The organism is Marinomonas sp. ATLA20 (genome assembly GCF_057180105.1).
The window spans coordinates 1-21,091 of record NZ_JBXUKU010000017.1; the positions used below are offsets into that span (position 1 = coordinate 1).

21 protein-coding genes and 1 pseudogene are annotated in these 21,091 nt (G+C 42.2%); all 22 read right to left on the reverse strand.

Annotation, left to right across the window (positions count from 1 at the left end; all coding sequences use genetic code 11):
- Window positions 1–389 (reverse strand): annotated as a pseudogene (locus tag AC2A4J_RS18855) (chemotaxis protein CheW); the annotation flags it as partial.
- 9 nt (window positions 390–398) lie between these two features.
- On the reverse strand, window positions 399–1,172 hold the full coding sequence (locus tag AC2A4J_RS18860; RefSeq protein ID WP_255825991.1) for a ParA family protein: 774 nt from the start codon (window positions 1,170–1,172) through the stop codon (window positions 399–401).
- A 69-nt stretch (window positions 1,173–1,241) separates the two neighbouring features.
- Window positions 1,242–2,060, reverse strand: a complete 819-nt coding sequence (locus AC2A4J_RS18865; protein ID WP_484177078.1) for an OmpA family protein — start codon at window positions 2,058–2,060, stop codon at window positions 1,242–1,244.
- A complete protein-coding gene (locus AC2A4J_RS18870) occupies window positions 2,053–2,790 on the reverse strand; it encodes a flagellar motor protein (protein ID WP_484177079.1) in 738 nt (245 codons plus the stop codon). Before AC2A4J_RS18870 ends, AC2A4J_RS18865 begins: the two co-directional genes overlap by 8 nt.
- Window positions 2,790–3,854 carry a protein-glutamate methylesterase/protein-glutamine glutaminase gene (locus AC2A4J_RS18875; RefSeq protein ID WP_255825996.1) on the reverse strand — a complete coding sequence of 355 codons (1,065 nt, stop codon included), beginning with the start codon at window positions 3,852–3,854 and terminating at the stop codon, window positions 2,790–2,792. Before AC2A4J_RS18875 ends, AC2A4J_RS18870 begins: the two co-directional genes overlap by 1 nt.
- 27 nt (window positions 3,855–3,881) lie before the next feature.
- Entirely contained in the window at window positions 3,882–6,134 is a 2,253-nt protein-coding gene (locus AC2A4J_RS18880) for a chemotaxis protein CheA (protein WP_484177080.1), read from the reverse strand.
- A 12-nt stretch (window positions 6,135–6,146) separates the two neighbouring features.
- Complete coding sequence (locus AC2A4J_RS18885; protein ID WP_255826000.1) at window positions 6,147–6,935, reverse strand: protein phosphatase CheZ; 789 nt, start codon at window positions 6,933–6,935, stop codon at window positions 6,147–6,149.
- A 9-nt stretch (window positions 6,936–6,944) separates the two neighbouring features.
- Entirely contained in the window at window positions 6,945–7,325 is a 381-nt protein-coding gene (locus AC2A4J_RS18890) for a chemotaxis response regulator CheY (protein ID WP_012071097.1), read from the reverse strand.
- Window positions 7,326–7,379: 54 nt separating this feature from the next.
- A complete protein-coding gene (locus tag AC2A4J_RS18895; protein WP_484177081.1) occupies window positions 7,380–8,117 on the reverse strand; it encodes an RNA polymerase sigma factor FliA in 738 nt (245 codons plus the stop codon).
- Between the two features lie 96 nt (window positions 8,118–8,213).
- Window positions 8,214–9,506 (reverse strand): flagellar biosynthesis GTPase FlhF, encoded by a 1,293-nt coding sequence (gene flhF / locus AC2A4J_RS18900; RefSeq protein WP_484177082.1) that lies wholly within the window; start codon window positions 9,504–9,506, stop codon window positions 8,214–8,216.
- Window positions 9,507–9,607: 101 nt separating this feature from the next.
- Window positions 9,608–11,725, reverse strand: coding sequence for a flagellar biosynthesis protein FlhA (flhA, locus tag AC2A4J_RS18905; RefSeq protein ID WP_484177083.1), 2,118 nt, complete (start codon window positions 11,723–11,725; stop codon window positions 9,608–9,610).
- 37 nt (window positions 11,726–11,762) lie between these two features.
- The gene (gene flhB, locus AC2A4J_RS18910) at window positions 11,763–12,899 is read right to left on the reverse strand and encodes a flagellar biosynthesis protein FlhB (RefSeq protein WP_484177084.1); all 1,137 of its coding nucleotides are present in this window, start codon (window positions 12,897–12,899) and stop codon (window positions 11,763–11,765) included.
- Window positions 12,892–13,674 carry a flagellar biosynthetic protein FliR gene (gene fliR, locus AC2A4J_RS18915; RefSeq protein WP_484177085.1) on the reverse strand — a complete coding sequence of 261 codons (783 nt, stop codon included), beginning with the start codon at window positions 13,672–13,674 and terminating at the stop codon, window positions 12,892–12,894. Before fliR ends, flhB begins: the two co-directional genes overlap by 8 nt.
- On the reverse strand, window positions 13,674–13,943 hold the full coding sequence (gene fliQ, locus AC2A4J_RS18920) for a flagellar biosynthesis protein FliQ (protein WP_255826010.1): 270 nt from the start codon (window positions 13,941–13,943) through the stop codon (window positions 13,674–13,676). The genes fliR and fliQ overlap by 1 nt, the downstream gene beginning before the upstream one ends.
- A gap of 2 nt (window positions 13,944–13,945) precedes the next feature.
- Window positions 13,946–14,683, reverse strand: coding sequence for a flagellar type III secretion system pore protein FliP (fliP, locus tag AC2A4J_RS18925; protein WP_484177086.1), 738 nt, complete (start codon window positions 14,681–14,683; stop codon window positions 13,946–13,948).
- Window positions 14,680–15,105, reverse strand: coding sequence for a flagellar biosynthetic protein FliO (fliO, locus tag AC2A4J_RS18930; RefSeq protein WP_484177087.1), 426 nt, complete (start codon window positions 15,103–15,105; stop codon window positions 14,680–14,682). Before fliO ends, fliP begins: the two co-directional genes overlap by 4 nt.
- Before the next feature lie 6 nt (window positions 15,106–15,111).
- Window positions 15,112–15,573 (reverse strand): flagellar motor switch protein FliN, encoded by a 462-nt coding sequence (gene fliN, locus AC2A4J_RS18935; RefSeq protein WP_484177088.1) that lies wholly within the window; start codon window positions 15,571–15,573, stop codon window positions 15,112–15,114.
- A 1-nt stretch (window position 15,574) separates the two neighbouring features.
- On the reverse strand, window positions 15,575–16,549 hold the full coding sequence (fliM, locus tag AC2A4J_RS18940) for a flagellar motor switch protein FliM (protein WP_484177089.1): 975 nt from the start codon (window positions 16,547–16,549) through the stop codon (window positions 15,575–15,577).
- Window positions 16,550–16,552: 3 nt separating this feature from the next.
- A complete protein-coding gene (locus AC2A4J_RS18945; RefSeq protein ID WP_484177090.1) occupies window positions 16,553–17,062 on the reverse strand; it encodes a flagellar basal body-associated FliL family protein in 510 nt (169 codons plus the stop codon).
- A 117-nt stretch (window positions 17,063–17,179) separates the two neighbouring features.
- Window positions 17,180–18,988, reverse strand: coding sequence for a flagellar hook-length control protein FliK (locus tag AC2A4J_RS18950; RefSeq protein ID WP_484177091.1), 1,809 nt, complete (start codon window positions 18,986–18,988; stop codon window positions 17,180–17,182).
- A 53-nt stretch (window positions 18,989–19,041) separates the two neighbouring features.
- Window positions 19,042–20,730 carry a SpoIIE family protein phosphatase gene (locus AC2A4J_RS18955; protein ID WP_484177092.1) on the reverse strand — a complete coding sequence of 563 codons (1,689 nt, stop codon included), beginning with the start codon at window positions 20,728–20,730 and terminating at the stop codon, window positions 19,042–19,044.
- Window positions 20,731–20,757: 27 nt separating this feature from the next.
- On the reverse strand, window positions 20,758–21,060 hold the full coding sequence (locus AC2A4J_RS18960) for an STAS domain-containing protein (protein ID WP_484177093.1): 303 nt from the start codon (window positions 21,058–21,060) through the stop codon (window positions 20,758–20,760).
- Window positions 21,061–21,091 lie beyond the last annotated feature (31 nt).

Consider the following 21,091-nt stretch of genomic DNA (forward strand, 5'->3'; position numbering starts at 1 on the left):
TCTGGCTCTGGCTCTGGCTCTGGCTCTGGCTCTGGCTCTGGCTCTGGCTCTGGCTCTGGCTCTGGCTCTGGCTCTGGCTCTGGCTCTGGCTGAATAATATTGTGCTCTTCAGAATCTGCTGGCAAGCCATCAGCTTGAGCAGAAATTGCTTCTTCAAAATCGTGAAATGAAGCATCTAATGACGTAAGCTCTTCTTCAGTAAGTCCATCGTCTAAATCGGTGGCTTCAGGTTCACTAAAGTCAGGCTCCCCATCGGCCATAGATTCAGCTTCATCAACCTCGTTTACAGACGGCTCAGAAGTCGCTTCTTGTAATAGGTCATCAAGGTAACGTTGAACGGCTATCTGCGGTCCTATTAACGTCTGCTCTTTACTCTTTGTATCTTTCATAAACTGTTACTATCCCGCTGGGTTCAGCAAAGAATCCATCAGACTTGCATAAGCCTTAATTCCTCGAGCATTCGGATCCAACGCTGAAGGAGCAATACCTGCTGTACTAGCGTCTCTTAACTTTGTATCAACAGGGATTACTGAATGCCACACCAACTCTTCATAAGTATCTTTTAAACTACGTAAGCTTTTATTAGAAGCCTGAGTACGGCGATCAAAAAGAGTTGGCACTATTAAAAACGGTACTGGTCGCTTTCTTGCTCTGTTAATCATGGTCAATGTACGGACCATTCTTTCCAACCCTTTTATCGCTAAAAACTCAGTCTGGACAGGTATAACCAACTGCTGGCAAGCCGCCAAAGCATTGATCATCAGAACTCCCAATACTGGAGGGCTATCAATCAACACATAGTCATAGTCATCCCATAAAATCGCTAACGTTTTAGAAATAACTAATCCCATACCACCTTGCGCTTGAGCATGACGCTCCAAAGTAGCTAACGCTGTCGACGCAGGCATTAAAGATAAATTAGGATGCCCTGTTTCTAGAATTAGCGAAGCCGGTAAATCCTCTGGGATTTTTCCAGTAGCTTGAAATAGACTGTACGCGCTTTTTTCTATGGAGTCTGGATCAAAGCGGAAGTAACTGGTCAGTGACCCATGAGGATCAAGATCAATCATTAATACCCGATGGCCAGCATCAGCTAACAACCCTGCTAATGAAACTACTGTGGTCGTTTTACCAACGCCGCCTTTCTGATTCGCCACTGCCCAAATGTGCACTCTGACTCCCCTGATACCCTATGCTGTTATTTTGCTTACGAATTGCTTGCAATCATATACAGTAACACGCTATTGAAACAAGTAATCATAGAGATTATCGGCCTTACGCTTACTAATACGCAATATTACACGACGATTTTGCTGACGAGCATAATCATTGGTGTTTCTTACTTTAGGATGTTCACTGGAAAAGCCAATTGGTGCGATCATCTTTGGATCGACCCCTCTGTAAACCAATTCATCCACAACAGAAGAAGAACGTAAACTAGACAAATGCCAATTCGAAATTAGACGTCTTGAGTTAACAGGCAAATCATCTGTATTACCCTCAACCAATATAACTGAAGGATGCGCTTTTAATATGTTGGCAACTAAAATCAACAAAGCGACCGCTTCATTCGTTAAGTCGTATTCTCCTTGTCCAAACAATAGACCAGACTTCAGCTCCAAGCTTACCCAATCCGCCGATTCAGTAACGGATATCTGACCTGATGCATGCAACCCAGAAAATTGGTTTTCCACAACTTGACTTAGCAATGCATACACAGCAGACGAATTACTCTCTTCTATAGTCGGAGGTGCAGCTGGAATTGGTTTTGCCTCAACCACTTCGACATCTTTTGGCTCACCAACAATAGGTTCTCCTATGTTGATAGGCTTAATAGACTTCTGAACAGCATCAAAAACGCCATGCAACGTCTCTTTCAAACGCTGTTCATCACCAGAATTTTTTAATGAGAGAGAGTACAACGCCACAAAAAAAGCAAAAAGCAGAGTGATAAAGTCTGCATAAGAAAGGATCCAACGGTCTCGCCCCTGCATGTTCGTCCTTGGCGACTTAGTCGCCATCCGACGGCGCTTTGAAACCCTAGGAGGAGTATCACTCATAGGTATTTAGCTCTAACTCTAATCGATATGGATGCTTGCCTGTAGCAATTCCACAGATACCATCAATTAGTAGCTGATGATAAAGAAGCTCTTTATCGACATAGCCCGTTAATTTTTTAACAATTGGAAATATAACCAGATTAGCAAACCCTTGGCCATATAAAGTTGAAACGAAAGCAACGGCAATACCATGACCCAATGCTTCCGGGCTGTCCAAATTAGCCATAGCTTGAATCAAACCCAGTACAGACCCCATGATACCTAGAGTAGGTGCATAACCGCCTATCGATTCTATAAATGAGACACTTTTCATCCGCTTATCATAAATACGGACTGCATCATCATGAAGCCTATCAGCTAATAAATCAGGATCCGTCCCATCGATAGCCATTTGCATAGCTCGACTAGTAAAACGGTTGCCCAACGCTTCAATATCAGATTCCAAAGCAAGCAGAGAAAGTCGTCTCGCTTTATGGGCAAGATTGTTTATTAATACACGGGCAGAATTGAAATCATAAACAGGCGGGAAAAGACTCCACTTCATCAATACAAGAGAACGGGCTGCTTCTTGAATACTACTTTGAATAAGTGTTGCGCCAATACTACCAACAATAACGATGATAGCGGATGGAAGGTTTAGAAGGAGAACGATCTCTCCTCCCCCTAACCAGTTAGCTAGAAATACTGAACTGAATGCAATTAATAGTCCTGCTAAGGTAACAAAATCCACTAGCCAACCTCACGTGCAATACGCTCACCGATATGGTCTAAATCAATAATGTCATCCGCTAAATTTGCTTTCTCAACAGCCATTGGCATACCGTAGATCACGCAAGACTCTTCACTTTGAATCCAAACTCTTGAACCCGAACTTTTCAGCATACGAGCACCTTCACGACCATCAACGCCCATCCCAGTCATAACAACAGACAACACTTTTCCTGGATAGCATTTCGATGCTGAGCCAAAAGTAACATCAACCGAAGGTTTGTAGTTAAGTCGTTCATCGCCATCAAGAATACGAACGCAACCACCATTTCGAGGGTCAATCATCATTTGCTTCCCACCTGGCGCTAATAACGCAACACCAGCTTGCAAACGATCGCCATCTTTGGCTTCTTTCACAGTAATCTGACAAATATTATTCAATCGGTCAGCAAAAGCCCCAGTAAAGGCCGCTGGCATATGCTGGACCAATACGATAGGAGCTGAGAAGTCCTTAGGTAATTTGCTTAAAACCGCCTGCAAAGCCATAGGGCCACCCGTGGATGTTCCAATAGCAACAAGGCTCACTCGTTTTCTCATACGTGGAATAATAACACCACGCTCAGTGACAATCGGCTTAGGCGCCTCACGTGGAGCAAGTGCTGCGACAGGTTTTCTATCGCCTGCTAAGCGAGTTCTTGCAACCGCTAACACCCGATCTACCAATGCACGTTTCACTACCGCTGAATCTCGAGAGATATCCTCAAAATTCTTAGGCATAAAGTCAACAGCACCTGCCTCTAGGGCATCCAGAGTAACCTTTGCGCCCTCATGAGTTAATGAGGAAAACATCAGCACAGGTGTTGGCTTTAGCTTCATAATGTTAACTACGGCGGCGATACCATCTAAAACAGGCATCTCATAGTCCATAGTAACAACATCAGGAGATAAGGATTGAACCTTATCTATTGCCTCACGTCCGTTATTTGCAGTACCTACAACGGTTAATCGAGGATCGGCTTCAAAAATTTCGACCAAACGGCGACGAAAGAAACCAGAATCATCAACAACCAGCACCTTAACAGGCATATCACATCCCCTAAATGAAAAAAAATATTACCTAGATGCGTAACACTTAAGCATACTAGGCACATCCAGAATCAATGCAATACGACCATCACCTGTAATTGTTGCACCTGCCATACCAGCGGTACCTTGCAACATTTTACCTAATGGTTTTATAACCACTTCTTCTTGACCAACAAGCTGATCTACAACAAAACCCACTTCGCTCATACCAACCTGAACAACAACCACATGCGCTTCTGCAGGTAAATCATCGCGACTATTCCCTTTGATCAGCCAGCTTTTCAGGTGGAAAATTGGTAAAGTCTTACCTCTAATCACAACCACTTGCTGACCATCTACCACATTGGTTTTTTTCAAATTTAGATGGAATATTTCATTAACACTGACCAATGGGAACGCAAATGCTTGATCTGATAGTGTCACCATCAGAGTCGGCATAATCGCAAGCGTTAATGGCACTTTGATGATAAATCTAGACCCTTGACCAAGGACAGATTTAATCTGTAAGGTACCATTTAACTGTGAGATCTTTGTTTTAACAACATCCATCCCAACGCCACGACCAGACACATCAGTAATCTCAACTTTTGTTGAAAATCCTGGTGCAAAAATCAAATTGAATGCTTCTTCATCAGATAAACGCTCTGCTGCATCCGCATCCATCAAGCCTTTTTCAACGGCTTTTCTACGCAACACATCAGGGTCCATACCTGCACCATCATCATCGATGGAGAGTAAAATATGATCGCCTTCTTGTTCTGCAGACAAAATAACATGGCCAACTCTTGGCTTGCCTTTCGCTTCACGAACATCAGGTGCCTCAACACCATGGTCAACCGAATTTCGAACCAAGTGGACAAGCGGATCGGCGAGTGCTTCAACGAGGTTTTTATCCAGATCTGTCTCTTCACCACGAAGTTCTAAATTTACTTCTTTTTTCAGGTTGCGGGCCAAATCTCGAACCACTCGAGGGAACTTGCCGAATACTTTTTTGATTGGCTGCATTCGAGTTTTCATTACGGCGTTTTGTAGATCGCCCGTAACAACATCCAAGTTTGAAACCGCTTTCCCCATAGATTCATCATCACTTTGGAGTCCCAAACGAACAAGACGGTTTCGAACTAATACAAGCTCACCAACCATGTTCATGATGTCATCCAAGCGTTTTGTATCTACTCGCACTGTTGCTTCTTGAGTAACAGGAGTATTAACTTTCTCTTTTACTTCAGGCTCTGGCGCTTTAGGCGTAGGCTTTGGAGCAGGTTTCGGATCAGCTTTTGGCTTAGCTTGAGCAGCCTTAGGTTCAGGCTTCTTAGCTGCAGGAGCTTCTGACTTTTCTGAACCACCTTTACCTTGCAAGCTGTCTAATAGAGATTCAAATTCATCTTCAGTAATTAAGTCGGACTCTGCACCAGCACTAGGCTCTGCCTTTTTCGCATCGTCTTTAGGTGCATCTTCTTTCTTATTTGCTGCAGGCGTTTCACCATGAAGCTTATCAAGAAGCTCTTCAAATTCATCTTCGGTAATTTCATCAGAAGATGTATCATCTGGGCTAACGTTTTCAGCCGGCTCATCACTAATTCCAGGTGCACCGCTGCCATGAAGTTGATTCAATAATGCATCAAATTCATCTTCAGTAATTTCGTCATCAGTTCTTGGGGCTGCACTACTCTCTTCTGCTGAACTACTTTCTACTTCTTGATTTTCATTTGAAGTATCGCCCAAAGCATCCAATAAAGATTCAAACTCATCATCAGAAATATCAACAGATTCAACCGCTGCTGAAACAGCTTCTTCAGTTTCTTCAACATCAGAGTCAGCTTGCTCTTCAGCAATATCTTCAACTTCATCTAGCTCTTCATCATCTGCGCTAGCAAGCTCTTCTGCAGTTGGCGGTTTTGCATATACGGCAAGCGCTGCGATCAGCTCTGGTGAAGCAGGCTCAGGCTCACCACCAGCACGAACAACCTCGAACATTTCGTTTACAGCATCAAGTGCCTGCAAAACAATGTCCATCAAATCAGAATCTATTTTACGCTGACCGTTCCTTAATATATCAAAAACGTTCTCTGCGTAATGACAACAGCCAACCAAGGCATTTAATTGTAAAAATCCAGCACCACCTTTTACCGTGTGAAAACCACGAAAAATAGCGTTAAGCAGTTGTTTATCATCAGGGTTTTGTTCTAAATCTACTAGTTGTTCGGAAAGCTGTTCTAGGATTTCGCCAGCTTCTACCAAAAAATCTTGTAAAATTTCTTCATCGACCTCGAAACTCATCCTCAGCTCCTTCTAGAAACCAAGACTTGATAGCAAGTCGTCTACTTCGTCTTGACTACTCAGTACTTCAGGGTTGTTTTGTTTATTAATAGCTGGGCCATGACCACGAGTGTCATCGTGTTCAGACTCTTTCTCTTGGTGTTCAATCCCCGAGATACTATCAACGCGTCCAGCAACAGCAACGAGATGCACAAGTTTTTCTTCTACATCTCGAATTAAATCATTCACTCTAGCGATCACTTGACCCGTTAGGTCTTGATAACCTTGCTCTAGAAGAATTGTGTTGAGGTTTGAATGCAAGGTAGTGGCACTGTCATCAGCATAAGACAGGAATACATCAATACGCTTATATAAGTCTCTGAATTCTTGAGGTGTTAAATCTCGCTGAATTAGTCGACTCCAGTCTTTTCGCAACTCCCTTGCTTGACTTTGTAACTCACTGGCCACAGGAACACTGCTGTCCACCATGTCCATAGTTTTATTGGCCGCCGCACTAGTTGTTTCTATAACATAATTCAGTCGGTCAGAGGCGTCAGTAATTTTAGTAGCAGAATCTTTTCCACCCTCACCAACAACTAAGTCCATTGAATCGACTTGAAAATCACGAATAGCATCATGCAGACTTCGAGTTAAAAATCCCACTTCGTTATAAAAGCTTTTATGACGAGCTTCGCTTAACTCTTGGATTACTTTAATAGCACCACTGAAATCACCGACTTCAATGTGATTTAAAAGATCCACAGCACCATCTTTTACTAGGTTTTCAAAATCCACTAGTCCAGATCCCAATACATTCGACATCTAAGCTCCCTATTTTGCAGCGTCTATTCGTTCGAATATTTTCTCAATTTTTTCCTTGAGAGCCACCGCAGTAAAAGGCTTAACAACATAACCATTTACCCCAGCCTGAGCTGCAGCAATAATCTGGTCACGTTTAGCTTCAGCCGTGACCATAAGAACAGGAATGCTTTTCAGTTTCTCATCAGCACGAACAGCACGGAGTAGTTCAATACCGGTCATTCCAGGCATATTCCAATCGGTCACAAGAAAATCAATTGTTCCAGCTTGAAGTATAGGCAATGCAGTTGTTCCGTCATCCGCTTCAACTGTATTGGTAAACCCTAAATCCCGTAATAAGTTTTTAATGATACGTCTCATTGTCGAGAAATCATCAACAATCAGGATCTTCATGTTTTTATCCAATGCAACCTCCACACCCCAAAGGTATTATTTCATAACTCATAATTAATCTCGCCAATCACTTAATCGAGCTCGCAATCGCATAGCCGCTTGACTATGAATTTGACTGACTCTAGATTCACTAACGCCTAACACAGCACCAATTTCTTTCAGGTTAAGCTCTTCATTATAATAAAGAGATAAAACCAATTTTTCTCTTTCCGGTAATTCATCAATTTCTTTCGCCAATTGATTTTGAAAACCACTATCTTCTACTAAAGAATAAGGTGAATTTTCCACCTCTGATTCGATACTATCTAAATTATTTGTATCAGAGTCTAGCATTTCTTCATAGCTAAACAACTGAGTCGACATAGATGAATGAATCATGTCATGATATTCATCCATACTTATATTCATATGAGCCGCTATTTCCATATCGGACACTTCACGGCCCAACTTAGCTTCTAACTCTTTTATTGCATTAGCAACAGCTCGACCGTTGCGACGAACCGAGCGAGGGGCCCAATCTGTTTTTCGCACCTCATCCATGATGGAACCGCGAATACGAATACCCGCATAAGTTTCAAAACTAGCACCCTTGGTCGACTCAAAGCGTTTGTAGGCCTCAATAAGTCCCATCATGCCAGCTTGAATCAAATCATCTACATCCACACTATCAGGCAAACGCGCCAGTAGATGGTAAGCAATTCTTTTTACCAAATACCCATATTGTTCAACAATCGCATCAATCGAAAGCGTTGCTTTTTTAGAGTATGTGTTATATCCATTCTTGCTCTGCATAAAATAGTCTAAGCAACCTTTACCATTTAAGTTAGTTGCGCTAACTAACTGTACTACATAGTTTCGCGCAACGCTTTCAGTAATAACAAATTTTTACTAACTACCATACTTTAGTGACCCATAAAGCTGACTGTAATGCTCTGCGGTATACACAGCCCTACTAATCAAATTATGTGCACGAGCTGGTTCTATGTCATCTGGAATTCTTTGACCATCTGCGATATATACAACAGGTAAGCCTTCTTCAATAACTACACTAATAGCTTCACCAAGTGAAGCTGATTCATCAAGTTTACTTAAAACACAACCGTCTAATTGAACTTGAGAATAAACATCGACCACTGTTTTTAATACTTGCCTCTGACTTGTGCAAGGTAATACTAATAATTTTTTAAGACTTGCTCGCGCACGCTTCATCATTAGAAGCTGGCGCTCAAGATTCGAATCCCTTGGATTCATACCAGCCGTATCAACAAGCACTAAAGAATAATTAGCATATTTTGCCAATACTTCATTTAAATCAGAGTATTCATTCACCACTTCTACTGGGACATTTAATATACGCCCAAAAGTCCGTAGCTGCTCATGGGCAGCAATACGGTAAGTATCAGTAGTAATTAAGACAACACCTTCAGAACCATTTTTCAAAACATGCTGGGCGGCTATTTTACCGATCGTTGTTGTCTTACCAACGCCAGTAGGCCCCATAAATGCAATACAGCCTTTTAATTCTGAAGAACTAGAACGAACAGGAATATAGTCAGCTAAATGGGCAAGCAAACGATTCCAGTCGTCTTCTCGCCCTTTTAAATCGATATCATCAATCAATCTAGACACGACAAAATCGGACAAACCCAAACCTTTTAACTTTTCTCTAGCCCGTGACTCTACTGCATTTTCTTTTGCATCGGCTTTGCTATCAGCTTGCTGACGTTGCTCTAGCATAGTCCGAACATTTTTAAGCTCAAGCTCCATTTCTCGCAACTGTTTAGAACTTTCACTGTTACGAATTGACAATGCTTCTTCGACAGCTGGATCCTCTTTATCCTTCGACAAAGGAGGCATTTCGAACTGAGTTGCAGGTTGTTTTTCTGAATATGTATTTGAAGATGAGATATTTTGCGGGACAGTAGTCTGTTGCTTTGCTCTTTCAATACGCTCTAAATAATCTGCACTTGGGCTTGCATCTTGCTCTGAACGAGACGCTGGCGAGCGCTTTGAAGCCATACTAGAAGGCAAAGATCCATCGTAATCTAGAGCGGCAACTATTTCTATCTCACCGGTAGGCAGACGCTGATTTGACAAAATGACCGCATCAGGGCCTACAGCATCGCGAACCTTCCGTATCGCTTGCCGCATGTCAGGTGCTCGAAACCGCCTAATTTGCATGAATAACTTAATCCTTCCAGTTTATTTTTCTTACAAATCCATAGCTTACCCGAAAGATTACAATAAATATAGATACAATCCATCACGTTAATAGGCAGATATTATTGACCTATAACACCTACCACAGTAATACGTTTATGATCCGGTACTTCTTGATAAGAAAGCACTGACATATTCACCATACCATAGCGCATAAAACGCGCCAACATAGGACGTATAGGAGCAGACACAATTAATATAGGAGTGTTTCCCATTGCCTCTTGCTGCTCGGCAGACTGACGCAAAGATGACTGTAACTGCTCTGCCATTTGCGGCTCTAAAATTAATGCCTCTTCATTTTTAATCCCAGACTGCTGGCTTTGCTGAACCGTCTGCATCAGCATTTTCTCTAATTGAGGCTCTAACGTTAACACAGGAATTTCCTCAACCCCATCAGCCAAGGTTTGAATTATCAAGCGTGATAACGACGTTCTCACTGCTGCAGTCAATATCATAGGGTCTTGAGTTTTTGGTTGAACCCCCATAATTGACTCAGCAATCGTTCGCATATCCCTTAACGGCACTCCCTCTATCAATAGATTCTGCAGTACTTTTAACAGAACACTCAAAGGCACTGTATTTGGTACCAACTCTTCTGCCAATTTGGGATTGTACTGCTTCAGAAGACTCAACAGCTGCTGAACCTCATCATGACCAATCAATTCATAGGCATGTTTGTACATAATCTGATTAATATGAGTCGCAACCACTGTACTCACATCGACCACTGTGTAGCCATAAGTCTGTGCCTGATCTCTTTTCTTAGGATCAATCCAAACGGCATCTAAACCAAATGATGGATCTTTACCTGCAATACCATCAATCGAACCAAATACCTGACCTGGATCGATTGCTAAATCTTTATCTGGATGCACTTCAGCTTCTGCCAAACTCACTCCCATCAAGGTAACTCTGTAGGCATTCGGCATCAAATCTAAGTTATCTCGAATATGTACACTCGGCACCAAAAAACCCAAATCTTGAGATAACTTACGACGTACACCTTTAATTCTTGCAAGCAACTCACCACCCTGAGTTTTATCAACCAAAGGTATCAAACGATAACCCACTTCCAAACCAAGCATATCAACAGGAGCCACATCGTCCCAACTAAGGTCTTTCACTTCAGCTGGAGCTGGATTGTCTGCTGACGTTTTACTAGCACTTTTCGGCCCTTGTTTAGGTTTCTGCTTCTTACGATACTCAAGAAAATAGGCAAGACCACCCAAACATGCAGCCAAGGACAAGAAGGAAAAGTGCGGCATACCCGGAACGATCCCCATAATCGTCATCACACCAGCAGCAACATAGAGCGCCTTTGAGGAACCAAACATTTGACGAACTATCTGTCCGCCCATATCACCCGTCTCGTTAACCCGAGTAACCATGATTGCAGCTGCAGTAGAAAGCATCAATGAAGGAAGCTGAGCAACCAAGCCATCACCAATCGTCAACAATGAATAACGTTCGATAGCCTCTGTAAAAGAAAGGTCATGCTGCGCCATACCAATGGACAAACCACCAATGATATTAATACCCAGAATAAGCAGACCAGCAATAGCATCCCCTTTCACAAACTTCGAGGCACCATCCATAGAGCCATAAAACTCAGCTTCGGAAGCAATCTCAGTACGACGCTGCTTAGCCTGATCTGCGTCGATCATGCCGGCATTTAGGTCAGCGTCAATTGCCATCTGCTTACCGGGCATTGCATCCAAGGTAAAGCGGGCACTTACTTCCGAAATACGGCCAGCACCTTTGGTAACAACAGCAAAGTTAATAATCATCAGAATGGCAAAGACAACAAAACCAACAACGTAGTTACCACCAATAACCACTTCACCGAAAGCTTGAATAACCTTACCGGCCGCATCACCACCCTCATGACCATTCAACAACACCACACGAGTTGACGCTACGTTAAGCGCCAATCGCATTAATGTAGATACTAGAAGAACAGTAGGGAACACAGCAAAATCTAAAGGGCGCATGGAATAGATAGCGACCAAAAGCACAACAATGGCTAAGGCAATATTAAAGGTAAAAAGGACATCCAATAAAAAAGCAGGAATAGGTAAAATCATCATCGCTAACAGCGACAACAACAAAATAGGAATACCTAAATTCCCACTTAAAATCCCTTGAACCTGCCCAGTAAGTCGGCCGCGGTCAAAATTCACACGACATCCTTATTGGAAGAAAAGCTATAAAACATGATTAACTACCGTCCCACTGAAATTCATCAGGCACATCTAAGTTTGGCATCGCTTCTGGGTGTGGCGCCCCCATGCGAGCATTGCGCAATTGATACACATAAGCCAACAGTTGTGCTACCACTTTAAACAACCCCTCTGGTATCTCATCACCGATCTCAGTATGGTGATATATTGCCCTTGCTAATGCGGGCGATTGTATCACAGGGATATCATAGTGATTGCCGACTTCACGAATTTTCAATGCAATAAAATCGCCCCCTTTGGCGAGCATCACAGGCGCAACACCGCCAGTTTGATCGTATTTTAGAGCTACGGAAAAATGTGTTGGGTTAGTAATAATAACATCCGCATTTGGCACATCAGACATCATGCGATTCATCGCAGCTTGCCGTTGCAACTGACGAATTCGACCTCGAACTAAAGGATCACCCTCTTGCTGCTTGAATTCATCCTTTACTTCCTGCTTAGTCATTTTTAACTTTTCTTTGTGTGACCAAACCTGAAAAGGCACATCAATTGCCGCAATCAACGCCAAAGCAAGCGTCACAAAGACGAAAGACCAAATAACAATATCAATACCATGAGCAATAGCCAGATCTATAGACTGGAAAGTTAATCCAAGCGTTTCAGGCAAAAAGTAATTCACCACCAACACAGAAATAACACCAACCAAGGTCACTTTGGCAATAGACTTTAAAAGCTCCACCAAAGACTGAACGGAAAACATTCGTTTAAGGCCTGCTATTGGGCTCATTTTACTGAGCTTTGGCGTCAAAGGCTCCCAAGCGAAATTCAAACCACCGAGCGCAATACTACCGATAATGCCAGCAGCGGCCAAAACAGACATCAACAAGACCATAGAATCCATCATAGCAACGACGGACTCATAGAGATGAAAAACCATGCGATTTAAATCAAATACATCCGATCTATCAACAAGAAAGTTAAAGTCAAATAAAACGGCTAAGTCACGCACAAGTAAAGTGCCTGTCCCGTATATAGTTGCAGCGGCAACAATCAACAAAAGAGCAGAACTTAGATCTTTAGAACGGGGGAGATTACCTTTATTCCGAGCATCCTGAAGCTTCTTACTACTGGCACTTTCCGTCTTTTCGCTACCGTCTTCATTCTCAGCCATTTAAACGAATCCCCCATGTTGTCTGCATCCAATCAATCATCTCTCCGAAAAACAACAAGTAGATATTTAAGAAGTCATCTAACATAATCCAGAAAAAGAACAAAGAAAATAACATTATGATTGGGAACCCTAACGCAAAAACATTCAATTGCGGAGATGCTTTGGCCACGACACCGAAGGACAGGTTAATCACCAATACAGCAACAGCCAAAGGCATTACAATCAGTAGCGCCTTTTCAAACATCCAACCACCGAGCAATACAAGCTGCCAATAACGCTGACTATCAAAACCGCCTCCAATCGGCCAATAGGTAAAACTTTCAACCAGATACTCTATCATCACCAAGTGGCCATTCGTCCCCAAAAAAGCCAGCGCCACCATGGATAGATAATACTGACCAAGCGTCGCAACAGAAATACCATTGGCAGGGTCATTAGACATCGCAAAACCCAAACCTGCCTTCATCGCGGCCAACTGCCCCGCAAGTGAAAACAACTGAAACAAGATAGTAACCACAAAACCAAGCACAAAACCAATTACCAATTGCTCAGCAATCAACACAATATAAGCTGGAGAGATAGGGTCATAGTTTGGTACATCAATTACAGGAGTAACAATGACAGCAACAAGAAAGGAAAAAGCAATACGTACTCGAGGACTAACTAAGCGACTACCAAATAAAGGCAGTGCCATAAAAAAAGCCCCAATCCGAAAAAAAGGCAAAAGAAAACTAATCGTCAAGCCCAGTAGCTGATCTGGATGAAGCTCTAACATCAGCCTATTATCATAGGAATATTAATAAACAAATTGGTCGTGAAATCCGTCAACTTCATCAATATCCATGGTCCCAATTGCATAATGACTAAAATCGTTACGATCAATCTAGGCAAAAAAGACAAAGTTTGCTCGTTTATCTGTGTTGCAGCCTGAAACACACTCACAATAAGACCCACAATCAGGCTGGGTACCATCACCACCCCAACAATCAAAACAATGAGATAAAAACCTTGTCCGTATAAATCTAACACTACTTGAGGATTCATAGTTAAATCCCGAAACTCGCAGCCAACGTACCCATAATCATAGACCAACCGTCAACCATAACAAAAAGCATGATTTTAAAAGGTAGCGAGATAATAATTGGCGACAACATCATCATACCCATTGCCATTAAAACGCTGGCCACCACCATGTCGACGATCAGAAACGGAATAAAAATCATAAAACCAATTTGAAAAGCCGTTTTCAGCTCACTTGTCACAAAAGCAGGCATCAGAATGGTAAACGGCAAAGTATCCATTGACTGAATAGTCCCCTCCCTACCTGCCAACTTAACAAAAAGAGCAATGTCATCTTCTCGCGTTTGAGCCAACATAAAGTCCCGCACAGGAACTGAGGCCGCTTCAACAGCCTGCACAGATGTCATTTCCTCTTTTAAGTATGGCTGCAACGCTACTTCATTCACTCTATCTAACGTGGGCGTCATGATAAATAAGGTTAAAAATAAGGCCATGCCAATCATAATTTGATTAGACGGTGTTTGTTGCAAACCAATGGCCTGACGCAAAATAGCCAACACCACAATAATTCGAGTAAAAGCCGTCATCATCATTAAGGCCGCAGGCAGAAGTGTCAAAGCCGTCATGATAAATAGGATTTGTAACGAAACACTGTAGTCTTGACTACCATCGGCATTTGTTACAACTTTTACTGCAGGCAATCCCACCTCAGCCCACGACAAAGTGGGTAACAATAACAACAGAATCAGGCCAAAACGAATCATTGGGCACCCTCATTGTTGTTCTTGTTGTCATTTGAGCTTTCTCTATCCACTTCGTCCATCATAGAGGCAAACGATTTCCCCTTTGACGGAAAGCTTCTCAAATGACTAATAGAATGAGCAGTCACACCAATTAATAGGCGCTCCCCTTCAACCTCAACAAGCATCAATTTTTCTTTTGTGCCTAAAGATTGGACGTTTACAATCTTAATATCCGACTGACCCAGTTTCATTTGAGCAAACTGAAAGCGCTTCATTAACCAAAGGCAAGCAGGTATAAAAGCAATAACGAAAATTAATGAAATTACCACTTTCCAAATAGAGGAAGTAACAGAAACATCTTGCACACCAGCGGCCTGCAAATAAGGAATGGCCATACAAAGCATGGCCATAAAGACATAACGATTAAGAAAAGAAAATTTCAATGGGCACTACTTCAGTCGTCTAATACGCTCACTAGGACTTACAACATCCGTCAAACGAATACCGTACTTATCATTCACAACAACTACTTCACCGTGGGCGATCAATGTGCCGTTTACCAGCACATCAAGAGGCTCACCAGCAAAACGATCAAGCTCAACAACAGACCCTTGTGTTAACTGCATTAGGTTTCGGATTGCTATCTCGGTATTCCCTAATTCCATAGAGAGAACAACCGGGATATCCATAATTAAATCGAGATCAGAACCGACACCACCGCTAGGCACAGAAGAACTAGTCAGATTTTCTAACTTGACAGGCTCAACTTTCTGCTCAGACATTGCAGCAGCCCATTCATCTTCTATTTCTTCGTCGCCCTCTGTTTCACCCGCTTCAGACATTGCTGCAGCCCATTCATCGGCCAAATCTTCGTCCATGCCTGCTGCGTCTGGATTTTGTTCTTCTGCCATGTTACTTAGTCACCTTCGCCTTAAAACTTTCTTCCATTTGTACTGAATAGCGCTCATCACTGACGCCCAATTTACCTTTAAACGTTGGTATGCCATTCGCTCGAACCGTAACAAATTCCGGCATCTCTATCGGTATAATATCACCCGCTTTGAACTTTAATACCTCGCCCAAAGAAATTTTTCTATTCGCCACATTCACCGATAAATTCACACTAATGTCTTTGACATCTTGTTCTAATGACTTACCCCAGCGATCATCTTTTTCATCAACATCACTTTGAACCCCCGCATCAAGTAGCTCGCGAACAGGCTCGATCATAGAGTAAGGTAAAGTAATATGCAGCTCACCGCCACCACCATCCAATTCAATATGAAAAGTAGAAACGACGACGACCTCACTCGGACTAACAATATTAGCCATTGCTGGGTTTACTTCTGAACTAATATATTCCAATTCTAACTTTAATACAGGCGCCCAAGCTTCCGTTAAATCTTTAAAAACTTGCTCAAGCATCAACTGTACAATACGAATTTCAGTTGGAGTAAATTCACGACCTTCGATTTTCGCATGACGCCCGTCACCACCAAAGAAGTTGTCTACTAACTTAAAAACCAATTTAGCATCAAGAATAAAAAGTGCGGTACTTCTTAATGGCCTGAATTTCACCAAGTTCAAACTAGTAGGTACATAAAGCGTATGGACATATTCACCAAACTTCATCACCTGTAGACCACCAGATGACACATCTGCGGTACGACGAAGCATATTAAACAAACTGATGCGCGTATAACGAGCAAAACGTTCGTTTATCATTTCCAAGGTGGGCATACGCCCACGCACAATACGTTCTTGACTGGTAATGTCATAAGATGCCACACCATTGGCATCTCGATTGTCTTCATCCACGGGCTTTTCATCGGCACCATGTAAAAGCGCATCGATTTCATCCTGCGATAACAGATCTTGAGCTGACATAATTTATTGCATCACAAAGTTAGTAAATAACACGGCATCAATTCCCCCTTGACCAGTTTCCTGTTCAAGAATGCCATTGATTGCATCAAGAGACGCTTGCTTCAAAGCCGCTTTCCCGTCCGCGGATTGCAATTCTGCAAATGATTGGCTAGAAAAAAGCAAGACTAGACTGTTACGTATAAGCGGCATATGAAGCGTCACAGCATCTATTTGAGCTGTGTTTTTTGACTTAACAGACATATTTAACTGTACGTAACGCTGACGACCATCAACCATAAAATCGATAATAAATGCAGGATCTAAGGCCAAATACGTGGAGGGCTCATTAGCTAGCGCCGCCTCCGCAGACTCTGCGGAATCACCAGCATCATCAGACCCACTAAAAAACAGGAAGTAAGCCGCGGCACCGCCGCCAACCAAAACCAAGACAAGAAGAACAATGATAATAAGCTTTTTCTTACCACTAGATTTTCCCTCTTCTGCACCGATATCCAAACCGTCTTCTTCAGCCATATTCACAAACCTTAGGTGTATCAAATTCTTTATACAGAGCGATAATAACGCTCTTATGCATTAACAAGCTTCTATTCTACAAAGAATCAAACATAGCACCATCAATTTCTCAAAAGTTTAAGCATAGTAATCAACACCAGATGCTGAAACATACGATAAATTACTCTGGATTGGCTCTTCATCAATATCATCATTACCAGCAATACCTCCTTGAGACGAGCCCCCATTACGATTGCTAGCTCTATCCTGTGCACCTGAAGTGTCTTGTTGCGAGACATCAACATCAGCTCGACTTAAATCCATTCCTTGCTGAGCAAGCATTTCTCTTAGACGCCCCATTTGTCCCTCCAGTAAGTCTCTCGCTTGTGGCGTCGCAGCAACAAAACTTATTTGTGTATTAGAATCACTGTCGACCGAGACTTTAACCGTTAAACTACCTAATTCAGGTGGGTCTAAGCGAATATGCGCCGTATGACCACCATCACGGGCAATCCAAGCAACCTTCTGAGTCATCTCATTGGCCCACCCAGGATGACCAGGCGGCAAACTCATTACCAAGTTATTGGCTTGAGGATTAGACATTGAAGCATTAAGAGCCGCAGCGGCAGCAGGGCGATTAACGTTATTATGCAATGAACTGTTTAAACCACCAGATGATCTATCATCACCTAGAGCCCCATCAATTTGCGCCGTCATCCGGCTAAGCATGGCTTCATGTTCTTTTTTACGCAACTCAATCGGCTCATTAATTAAGATACCATCTTCACTCAAAAGAGATTCTGCAGAATCTAAATCCACATCGCCTGATAATGAAGTTTCACCACTTGCCAGCAAAGCAGACGGCAATGCTTCGGAACGCCCTTGCTTATCAAGGGTAGCAGCGATCACACCTGCTGCAACCGTCGTTTTTGCTGCATCAAGTGCAACATTACCTACTGGTTCAGCCGTCGGCCCCTTCATTCCTCCCCCCCCCATCTGAGACAAGACCCAAGACAGCTCACTTTCTTCTCCATCAGCTATTTCATGATTAAAAGGATCAATACTATCCGCTGAAGCCTTGTCAGATAACGCAACTAAAGTCGATGGCGTAGTATTTTCAACAATATCACTAGAATAATTACGCTTGATAAAATTCACATCAACCACATCATTTTCAGCTGTAGTAACACCTGAAACCGTAGCAACGTCTGAAACCGTAGCAACGTCTGAAACCGTAGCAACGTCTGAAACCGTAGCAACGTCTGAAACCGTAGCAAAGTCTGAAACCGTAGCAACGTCTGAAACCGTAGCAACGTCTGAAACCGTAGCAGCGTCTGAAGCTCCCTCCAAAAAAACACTCTTCGTATTCGCTTCACCTGCAGATACTTCAACAGCACCAGAGCCTTTCGCCAAAGTACTGTGTGATGAAACAGGAATATTTACAGCATCTCGGGGAAAAGCTATCTCTTGGGAATCAGTCGAATTAAGCTGATTTGAAGGCTCGACAGATGATCCATCTAATTCTGCTGATAGAGCAATTGAAGAAGCCTTACCTTCACCATCAGACGCATCAACAGCAACAGATGAGTCTTCAACAGGTAAGCCTTCGCCTTCTTGCTGCAAAGCGTTGCCGCTATCGCTCACTGCCGCATTACTTTTTTCAGCAGTTAAACTACCGTCAGCAGACTCTAATTTCGATACTGAGCCTTTTTCTTTACCACTAACAACAGTGTTGCTTTTATCTGCCGCTTTGTTGCTTGTAGTTGATGCAGAGGAAGTCGACGAGGTCTCAGCATTTGATGCTTTTTTAGAGCTGACCGTTTCTTTTGCTTTATTAAAATCACTCGCAAAATCAGCCCCACTACTAGGGGAAGACTTAGTAGAAACATTTTTTTTAGGCGGAACACCTGAAGGTAAAGACAATATTGAATTTGAATCTGTGCGCATAATTTCCTCCAACGATAAAGAAAACTATGCAATAGAGAGGCCAACACCACTAACTAACTATCCAAACCTACTTGCCATCGATAATGTGCCGTCACAGCACTACCGCCTTTGGAAAATTCTAGCTTTGAACACAGCTGATCCAATAATGCCAAACCTCGGTTGTAAAGCAACTCAGTATTGCATATATCATAATTAACACCCTGAAAATCAAAACCAGAACCACTATCTTCAACATACAAAATAAGTGCCCTACTATTTCCCTCAGATGTCACTTTTACGGAAATTTTGACATAACCTTCTTTCAAATTAGCAAGGTTACGTTCACGTTCCTCGTAATAACGAGAGAAGCCATCACTAGAGCTTTTCTTATCCGAGCTTAGGTTCAAAACACCATGCTCTAGCGCATTGGAATATAATTCAGAAAGAATCATGAATATCTGGCTAGAAAAACGACTCAACCCAGGAACAGTTGTCAATATCTGTAAAACATAAGGTAAAGGATCAGTGTTACGTAGTGAGTCAGCGTTTAAGACATATTCAAAAGAAAAGTCAGCTGGCGCTTCATCATGACCTCTTGATACTCTGTATTCTGATGAGTCAATGCCTATATTGGTATCCAAACAAACACTTAGACAAGAAATATCATCATGTGGGTTTTCCAAAACCCCTTCTCTTTCTAACTGCTGGACAAGCCAGCCAACGGTCTTATCTGAATCAACTTCACCTTGATAAAGAGGCTTTAAAACCGAATGACAAAACATCTGACCAGATAGATCCAGCGCCTCATAAACACCATCTGAAAAAGCCATCAACCGATCACCAGTGGCAAAAGACATAGGGTCAATTTGACATTCAAACGCATCAGGAGACAGAACCCCTAAAGGTAAATTCTTGGATTGGAACCGTATTGGTTTGTCAGCATTTTGAGGAAAAAACAATAAATCAGGAAGCCCACCATTCCAGACCTCAATACTTTTATTATTTACTTTAATATCAATAAAAGCAGCACTACAAAACATATTAGACGGCAAGATACTTTTTAGACGCGCGTTTATCTCAGGGATAATTTGACGCATCAAAAAGCCTTTTTTCGTCCAGTCAAAAAAGATATCGGCAAGAGGTAACGCACCGATGGCAGCAGAAAGTCCATGCCCAGTAAAGTCTCCCAACAGTATATGCATACCACCATTCGGCTTATAAGCAGCCAAAATAACATCACCATTAAAGGTATGAGTACCATAATGAATTGTCGAAAGAGCTGAGTCCTTCAGACAGTTAGAGTTGGTTATATTTTCATAAACCACTTTCGCGACTTCTTGCTCGTTAAGCAGTTTCTCATTATATAAACTCATTGCATCACGTTGTTCTTCAAGCGTTTTTTGCATCACTAACAGTCTGACGATGGCATTTAATTTCGCAGTAATAAGAGCGGGACTGTAAGGCTTTGAAATGAAATCAATACCACCAATACGCAAGCAGTTTGATAAAGCAATCGGATCAGTCACACCAGAAAGGAAAATAATAGGAACAAACACATCCCCCGCTATGCGTTGGATTTCAAGCGCCGCCTCCCAACCATCTTTACGGGGCATCTTGATGTCTAAACACACTAGCTGGATAGTATGAGGATCAAACTTATCAACTGCATCTTGACCATCAACAGCTGAAATTACATTGTGACCAAATTGACTGAGAATCGCTTTTAACAAAATACGATCGGAAGGATTATCATCTGCAATCAATATGGTTAAGACTTGTTCCATATAAAACTACTCAGTAATATCAAAAAGTCGATGGAAATTAGCTATTTTGAGGATATCAATAATGGCACTGTTAACATGAACCAAATGAATCTCTGCTTTTTCTGTGCCTGCGTGATCTCTAAGTAGCAACAACATCCCAAGGGCAGAACTATCAAGATAAGTGACATCGCTGAGATTCACTTCATACTTTTTAACTTTCTCGCCACTAGAAAACGCGTCTTTAAACATTTTATGACAGCTGTAATCAAAACGTCCTTTTACGAGAATAGTTAGACATTTTTTTTCTTTATCGAAAAAGCTTTCAACCACAGCCTACTCCTAGAGTATGAGTGGAAAGCTT